At 76.7% G+C, this 5,150-nt stretch carries 6 protein-coding genes; 4 read left to right on the forward strand and 2 right to left on the reverse strand.

Translation table 11 applies throughout. The features are described 5' to 3' along the window. On the reverse strand, window positions 1-399 hold a 399-nt coding region (locus GTQ99_RS19465; protein ID WP_205707838.1), incomplete at its 3' end, for a hypothetical protein. A gap of 195 nt (window positions 400-594) precedes the next feature. Here GTQ99_RS19465 and GTQ99_RS19470 point away from each other — a divergent pair. Together GTQ99_RS19470 and GTQ99_RS19475 are read left to right on the forward strand one after the other, a co-directional pair. Beyond that, window positions 595-1,788 carry an EAL domain-containing protein gene (locus GTQ99_RS19470; protein WP_166617364.1) on the forward strand — a complete coding sequence of 398 codons (1,194 nt, stop codon included), beginning with the start codon at window positions 595-597 and terminating at the stop codon, window positions 1,786-1,788. After that, entirely contained in the window at window positions 1,785-1,967 is a 183-nt protein-coding gene (locus GTQ99_RS19475) for a DUF1059 domain-containing protein (RefSeq protein WP_166617365.1), read from the forward strand. The genes GTQ99_RS19470 and GTQ99_RS19475 overlap by 4 nt, the downstream gene beginning before the upstream one ends. Window positions 1,968-2,026: 59 nt before the next feature. Here the strand turns inward: GTQ99_RS19475 and GTQ99_RS19480 are convergent, their stop codons facing one another. Further along, a complete protein-coding gene (locus tag GTQ99_RS19480) occupies window positions 2,027-2,494 on the reverse strand; it encodes a PPOX class F420-dependent oxidoreductase (protein ID WP_338075133.1) in 468 nt (155 codons plus the stop codon). 151 nt (window positions 2,495-2,645) lie between these two features. Here GTQ99_RS19480 and GTQ99_RS19485 point away from each other — a divergent pair, with 151 nt between their 5' ends. Continuing rightward, window positions 2,646-3,986 (forward strand): amino acid permease, encoded by a 1,341-nt coding sequence (locus GTQ99_RS19485; RefSeq protein WP_420814594.1) that lies wholly within the window; start codon window positions 2,646-2,648, stop codon window positions 3,984-3,986. Further along, on the forward strand, window positions 3,983-5,071 hold the full coding sequence (locus GTQ99_RS19490) for a glutamate--cysteine ligase (RefSeq protein ID WP_166617367.1): 1,089 nt from the start codon (window positions 3,983-3,985) through the stop codon (window positions 5,069-5,071). Before GTQ99_RS19485 ends, GTQ99_RS19490 begins: the two co-directional genes overlap by 4 nt. The last annotated feature ends 79 nt before the right edge of the window (window positions 5,072-5,150 follow it).

A 5,150-nucleotide genomic window follows, 5' to 3' on the forward strand; every position in this document is an offset into this window, starting at 1 on the left:
GCCCTGGCCGTGCGCGGCGCCGACGCCGCGCACGGCCAGGGCGGGGTCGCCGCCGGTGCCCACCGAGCGCAGCAGCGCCAGGGCGTGCGAGCGGCCCAGGCCGCCGTCGGCGTCCATGTAGAGGGAGCGCACCCGCTGGGTGCTGCGGGCGCGGGCGCCGGAGGCCGCGGCGGCGGTGCGGTCGGCGTCGACCTGGGCGCCGATGCTCGTGCTGACCGCCTGCGCGAGGGCCTGCTGCCGGCGCTGCAGCGCCAGCCCGGTCGACTCCAGGCGCCCGGTGACCTCCTGCACGGCCGCCGCGGCGGCCTGCGCCTGCGCGCGCGCCCGGGCGGCCGTGGCGGGTGCGGGCTCGGCGTGGGCGGGCGCGGCGGCGAGCAGCGCACCCGCTGCGGCGCACACCAGGAGCGGGGCGGCACGGCGTCTCGCGCGGCGGATCACCCGGTGGCCATCGGCCGCGCGGCCCGCCACCTTGAGGCGATCTTGCTCGCAGGCGGTGACCAAGCGGTTACGGCTATATGCTCCATCGTCACGGGAGCGACACGGTCCGTCCTCACACCCCGGAGGGCCGCCGGGGTCGCGGTGAAGGAGACAGGCGTGAGGGGCAGAGCGCACCGCAGCCGGTGGCACCGCCGCCTCGACGCCGTGCGCGCCGACCCCGGCCTGCTGGAGCTGGTGCTGCACCCGGTCGTCGACGTGGCCGGTGGCCGCGTCGCCGGCTACGAGGTGCTCTCCCGCTTCCCCTCCGACGTGCCCACCGAGGACTGGTTCCGCGCCGCCCGCGCCCTCGGGCGCGACGCCGACCTGGACCTGGTGGTCCTGCGCGCCGCCCTGCCCCTGCTGGACCGCCTGCCGCACGGCACCTTCCTGACCGTCAACACCAGCCCCCCCTCGCTGGCCGACCCGGCCGTCATGGCCACCCTGCTCGAGCGAGACCTCACCGGTGTCGTGGTCGAGCTGACCGAGCACAGCGCCTGCGACCCCGCGACGCTCGTGGAGCCCCTCGCGCGGCTGCGCGAGCGCGGTGCGCTCATCGCCCTCGACGACGTCGGCACCGGCCACTCCGGCCTGCTGCGGATGGCCGTGGTGCGCCCCGAGCTGCTGAAGGTCGACCTGCAGCTGGTGCGCGGCCTCGAGCACGACCTCGTCAAGCGCTCGCTGGTGCAGCTCCTCGGCGAGTGCGCCTCCCGCCTGGACGCCTGGGTCGTCGCCGAGGGCGTGGAGTCCGTCGCCGAGCTGGACGTGCTGCGGGCCATGGGCGTGCCGCTGGTGCAGGGCTACCTGCTGGCCCGCCCCGCCGCGGGCTTCGGCGTCCTCGGCCCCGAGGCGCGCCGGCTGCTGGCCGACCCCGCCGCCCCGGCCGGCGGGAGCAGGCTGCCGGCGGGAGCGGGCCCGCGCCGCACCGGCGACCTGACCCGGCGCACCAAGACGGCCCGCTCGGTGGACGGGGCCGTCTCCGTCGCCGCCGAGGGCCCCGGGCCCGTCGTCGTCGTCGACGCCGAGGACGTCCCGCGGCTGCTGGTGCTGCCCGGCCACCACCCCGGCGAGGCGCCGCGGGTGCGCCCGGTGGAGGTCACCCTGGCCCCCGAGACGGCCGTGCCCGAGGCGGCGGCGCGCGCCGTGGCCCGCCAGGGCCCCGGGCGCTTCGACCCGCTGGTGTGCACCGACGCGACCGGCCGCTACGTCGGCGTGGTGGGGGTGGAGGACGTCGTGCTGGACCTCGCCGACGCCGCCCGCGGCGCGGGCGCGCACGCCGGCACCGCCCGCTGGCGGGGCAGGGTGGGGGCGTGAAGACCTTCCGCTGCGGCGACGTCGTCCCCGGCTGCCAGCGCGAGTTCCTCGGCGCCGACCGCGACGCCGTCCTCGCCCAGGTCGCCGAGCACGCCCGCGCCGACCACCACGTCGAGCCCGACCCCGCGCTGGTGCGGGCCGTCGAGGCGAACCTGCACGACGCGCCCGAGCGGGACTGACCGCCGGGTCCGGGGCGCCGGGACCTGCGCGCCGGGGCGGCGGGGCCGGCGCTGCGGGGCTAGTCCGCCAGCCGCGCCGGGAAGCCGCCGGTGGCCACCGGCCCCCACCGGCGCGGGGTCAGCCGCAGCAGGCACTTGCCCTGCGCGCTCATCGCCCGCCGGTACTCGTCCCAGTCGGGGTGCTCGCCGGAGATGCTGCGGAAGTACTCCACGAGCGGCTCCAGGGCCTGCGGCAGGTCCAGCACCTCCACGTCGCCGTCGACCTGCACCCACGCGCCGCCGAAGTCGTCGGAGAGGACCAGCGCGCTGGCCCGCGGCGTGCGCCGCGCGTTGACGACCTTCGCCCGCTCCGGGTAGGTCGAGACCACGATCCGGCCCTCGGCGTCCACCCCGGCGGTCACCGGCGACGTCTGCGGCGAGCCGTCGGCGCGGAAGGTCGTCAGGACGACGTGGTGGCGGGGGCGCAGGAAGTCGAGCAGCTCCTCGCGCTCGACGCGCTGGCTGGTGGCGATGGTCCGCGGGCTCACCCCGGCAACGCTACCGTGGGCGACCGACCGCCAACCACGGGCGAGCGGCGGCGACGGTGCCGCGCGCGACCAGCGACCAGGAGGCGACGTGCAGGTCACCGAGCAGCAGCAGTCCGGACTGGGGACCTCCCTCAAGCCCCGCCACATCACCATGATCTCCATCGCCGGCGTCATCGGGGCCGGCCTCTTCGTGGGCTCCAAGACCGCCATCGCCGAGGCCGGGCCGGGGGTCCTGCTGTCCTACGCCTTCGCCGGGGTCCTCGTGGTCCTCGTCATGCGGATGCTCGGCGAGATGGCCACCGCCCACCCCGACACCGGCTCGTTCTCCACCTACGCCGACCGCGCGCTGGGCCGCTGGGCCGGTTTCAGCGTCGGCTGGCTGTACTGGTGGTTCTGGGTCCTCGTCATCCCCGTCGAGGCGACCGCCGCCGCGGAGATCATGTCGCACTGGATCGGTGCTCCGCAGTGGATCTGGGCGCTGCTGGTCACCCTGGCCCTGACCGCCTCCAACCTCGCCAGCGTCGGCAACTACGGCGAGTTCGAGTTCTGGTTCGCCTCCATCAAGGTCGTCGCGATCGTCGGCTTCATCGCGGTCGGTGCGCTCGCGATCTTCGGGGTGCTGCCCGGCAGCGACGTCAGCGGCACCCCCGGCTTCAGCCTGGGCGGGGAGGCCGGCGGCTTCCTGCCCAACGGGTTCTCCGCGGTCCTGGCCGGGATGCTGCTGACGATGTTCAGCTTCATGGGCACCGAGATCGTCACCATCGCCGCGGCCGAGTCCTCCGACCCCGAGAAGGGCGTGCGCCGCGCGGTCAACTCCGTCATCGGCCGGATCGGGCTGTTCTACATCGGCTCCATCCTCGTCGTCGTCGCCCTGGTGCCGTGGAACTCCGCGGAGCTGGCCGAGGGCGGCTCCTTCCAGACGACGCTGGAGACCATCGGCATCCCCGGCGCCGCGACGATCATGGACATCGTCATCCTCACCGCCGTCGCCAGCTGCCTGAACTCCGCCCTCTACACCGCCTCGCGGATGGCGTTCTCGCTCTCGCGCCGCGGTGACGGGCCCGCGTGGCTGTCGAAGGTGTCCGGGCGCGGGGTGCCCTACCCGGCGATCCTGGCCTCCACCGCCGTCGGCTTCCTCGCGGTCGTCGGCAACTACCTGCTGCCGGACAAGATCTTCGAGTACCTGCTGGCCACCAGCGGCGCCCTGGCCCTGGTGATCTACGCCTTCATCGCCGCCAGCCAGGTGTTCGTGCGCCGCGAGCTGGACGCGGCGGGGGAGCGGCCCGCCGTGCGCATGTGGCTCTTCCCCTGGCTGACCTACGCCAGCCTGGCGTTCATCGCCACCGTCCTGGTGCTCATGGTGGTGCTGCCCGGTCAGCGGGTGCAGCTGCTGCTGTCGATGGTGCTGACCGCCGCGGTCGTCGCCGTCGGCGTCGTCCGCCAGCGCCGCTCCCCGCGCGGGGCCCCCGCGCGGGACCGACTGGACGCGTGAGCGCAGCCCCGGGACCACGCCGCGTCGGGGTCGAGGAGGAGTTCCTGCTCGTCGACCCCGACAGCGGTGCCGCGCGCGCCGACGCCCCCCTCGTGCTCGCCGCCGTGGGGGCGGCCGCCGAGGCCGAGCTGCAGCGCCAGCAGGTGGAGACGGGCAGCGCCCCGCAGCGGCACCTGGGCGAGCTGCGCCGCGACCTGGCCGCCGCCCGGGCCCGCGTGGCCGAGGCCGCCGCCGCCGACGGCGCCCTGCTCGTCGCGACGGGCACCCACCCGCTCGTCACCGAGCCGACCACCACCGAGGGCGAGCGCTACCAGCGCATGAGCGCCCGCTTCGGGCTGCTGGCCCGCGAGCAGCTCACCTGCGGCTGCCACGTCCACGTGGAGGTCCCCGACCGCGACGAGGCCGTCGCGGTCGTGGACCGCATCCGGCCCTGGGCGCCCGTGCTGCTGGCGCTGTCGGCGAACTCGCCGTTCTGGCAGGGCGTCGACGCCGGCTACGCCAGCTACCGCGCCCGGGTGTGGGAGCGCTGGCCCACCGCCGGGCCCACCCCCGTCCTGGGCGACGCGGCCGGCTACGACGCCCACGTCGAGCGCCTGCTGGGCACCGGCGTCCCGCTGGACGCGGGGATGCTCTACTTCGACGTCCGCCTCTCCGCCCGCTACCCCACGGTGGAGGTGCGCGTGGCCGACGTGTGCCTGCGCGTGCAGGACGCGGTGCTGCTCGCCGGCCTCGTGCGGGCCCTGGCCGACACGGCCCTGGGCGAGGCCGCCGCCGGCACCCCCGTCCCCGGCGCCGGGGTGGCCGAGCTGCGCCTGGCGGCCTGGCGCGCCGCCCGCGACGGGGCCGGCGGCGTCCTGCTGTCCCCGCTGGACGGGCACCCGCGCCCGGCCGCCGAGGTCGTCGGGCAGCTGCTGGAGCACGTCGGCGGTGCGCTGCGCGACAACGGCGACGAGGAGCTCGTGCGCGCCGGCGCCGCCGCCGTCCTGGAGCGCGGCACCGGCGCCGACTGGCAGCGGCGCACCCTCGACGAGCACGGCCCCGTCGGCATGCTCACCCGCGCGGCCGCCCTCACCCGCGAGCCCTGAGCGCGCGGCGCCGCGCAGGACGGGCGCCGGGTTGCCGCGGCGCGGGGGTGCTGTGGACTGGCCGCGTGAACCGCGACCC

Source organism: Kineococcus vitellinus (genome assembly GCF_009906315.1).
Taxonomy (GTDB): Bacteria; Actinomycetota; Actinomycetes; order Actinomycetales; family Kineococcaceae; genus Kineococcus; species Kineococcus vitellinus.

Coding starts and splice junctions, on each gene's coding strand:
- GTQ99_RS19485 (WP_420814594.1), top strand. CDS start 2,646: ATGATCTCCATCGCCGGCGTCATCGGGGCCGGCCTCTTCGTGGGCTCC.